The sequence below is a fragment of the Microcoleus sp. T2B6 genome, assembly GCF_036700475.1.
In the GTDB taxonomy this organism is placed as follows: domain Bacteria; phylum Cyanobacteriota; class Cyanobacteriia; order Cyanobacteriales; family Microcoleaceae; genus Microcoleus.
Genome location: NZ_JAUBOZ010000230.1, coordinates 1 through 2,311 on the forward strand (window position 1 = coordinate 1; position 2,311 = coordinate 2,311).

Below are 2,311 nucleotides of genomic sequence, written 5' to 3' on the forward strand. Positions count from 1 at the left end.
CCGGTTTCAGCCGATCGATGTCGAGAATGTCTGGGACGTTGGTAGCCCCAATGATTAAGGTAGCGTCATAGATTTCCGATGGCAGTTCAGATGAAGACGAAGAGATTGCTATTTGGACGGAACCTCGAAATCCTAAATCATCGCTCAGTTCGCGTTGAAGATTTTGGAGGGATTCCTGTTTACTGTAAATATCGCACAGGATAATCGACTTAGGATGCGGCAAGCATTTTAACATTAGGCGCAGGCTATTAATTCCAATCGAACCTAAACCGATGAAAGCTACTTTTTCTTGTTCTAAAGAACGCTGACTAACCTCTAAAATTTTCTTAATGGTCAGAACAACAGTAGAGCAGGTTGTAGCGTGTCCTGTAGTGATTTTCGGTAAGTCGTTACGCCCCTCAATAGCTTTGGTAATGGCACGACCGTAATCAGTAGCCGAGGGAATTAAACCTGTTAAGGAAACGGTTTTAGCACCGAGTCGTCCTGCCATTTCTAACGCTTCAATAACTAACTGCACGAGTTTGTGTTGGTCGTTGTATAGTTCATCCTCAAATATAGGAAGAGTTAAGCCTGCTATTCTACCCCATTTAGTCTCCATAACAGCATCCCATATTGGCAGGTTATCAAACCAATTTAGAAGAATTTGAGGGCGACTCAAACTGCTTTCTTGCATTAGGGGAAGAGGAATATAACCTAAAGCGGCTGAATCAACAGGTGCTAGTTTTCCTACAGCAAACAAAGAGAGTAAAGAGCGCTGTTCTAGTTGAAAAAATCGAGATTTTTCTGTGGTGGCTGCTAGAGATTGTGTCACTGGTTTCTCAACTTTTGCTATAGGTACTTCTGCATTAAAAGATGGTATTTGGCTGGGCAATTGCTCAATTGCTACGGCTAACTGAGCTATAGTGGGATGTTCAAACAGAAGCTTGACTGAAACCTTAATGTTCATTTCTGCTGAAAGCTTAGATACCAATGAAACAGCTTGAAGTGAATGTCCTCCCAGTTCAAAGAAATTATCATTAATCCCGATTCTTTTTAATCTCAAAATTTCTGCCCAGATATCAGCTAGCTTGGCTTCAGTCGGGGTGCGAGGGGCAACAAATTTGTCTTCTTGCTCGGTGTGGAAACTATCTGGTGCAGGTAGAGCGCGATGGTCTATTTTACCGTTGGGTGTTAGTGGTAGTGCTTTCATTAACACAAAAGCACTCGGTATCATATAGCTGGGCAGTTTTTGTTTCAAGTAATCGCGTAGGTTGCGAGTCATAGTACGCTGCAAAGTTTTCCACCAGTCTTGAGATTCCAACTGGTAGGATATACTCTGCTCAACTTGAGTCTGTTCGTTCGGTGTGAGATGAAAGCCAACCCCAGCTTTTGGCGGATGAGACCAAGCCACTGTTCCAGAAAGCCACTGAGGAGCTTTCTCTCCAGGTAGTTGTAAGTGCAAGTGGCAGGATTTATCTGGGTTGATAGCTGGTACGCCTACCACAGCAACGCTGCCTGTGGAGATATCCTCTGTATGGCATTTGATAGCATTACTATCTAGTTCTAGCTGACATTCACTGTGATAAGGAATGCGATCTGGGATGAGGTTACAAGTAATATAACCTACGATTTTCTTATCGCCAGGATTGTCTTCTCGACAAATAACTACCCCTTCTATAACATCAGGATGTTGGGCTAATGCTGCTTCAATCTCGCCGAGTTCGATGCGGAAGCCGCGAATTTTTACTTGGTTATCTATTCTGCCAAGGTATTCAATATTGCCATCGCTCAAGTAACGAACCTGATCTCCAGTTTTGTAGAGGCGAGAGCGCTTCGCACACGCTTTGCGAACGGTGGAGCAGTCACTAAAGGGATTGGGAATAAATCGCTCATTGGTCAACTCAGGACGGTTGAGGTATCCTCGTGCCAAACCAGCACCACCAATGTGCAACTCACCCGGAACGCCAATGGGTACAGGCTGTCCGTTCTGATCTAAGATGTAGGTACAGTCATTAGCAATCGGTCTTCCTATTGGCAACTCCCTTAATGTGGCATCGGCTGGCGATAACTCACGTAGTGTCGCTCCTATAGTGGTTTCTGTTGGGCCATAAACATTTATAAGACGCACTTGCTGTCCCACATACTCAATCCAAGCTTTCAATCGTTCCGGCAGTGCTTTTTCTCCACCTATACTGATTAAGCGCAATGATGGGGGAAAGGCAAAAGTTTTTTGGCTTAATATTGCTGTGAGTTCGTGCCAATAAGCTGTTGGTAGTGCCAGGATGGTTAAGTTCCAATTAGAGCAATCTTGCAGAAATCTCTCAATTGAGTC

The 2,311-nt window shown here is 44.2% G+C and carries 1 protein-coding gene; it reads right to left on the bottom strand.

Translation table 11 applies throughout. The features are described from left to right. A partial coding sequence (locus tag QUA00_RS36565; protein ID WP_333413473.1) for an AMP-binding protein occupies window positions 1-2,311 on the bottom strand: 2,311 nt, incomplete at both ends.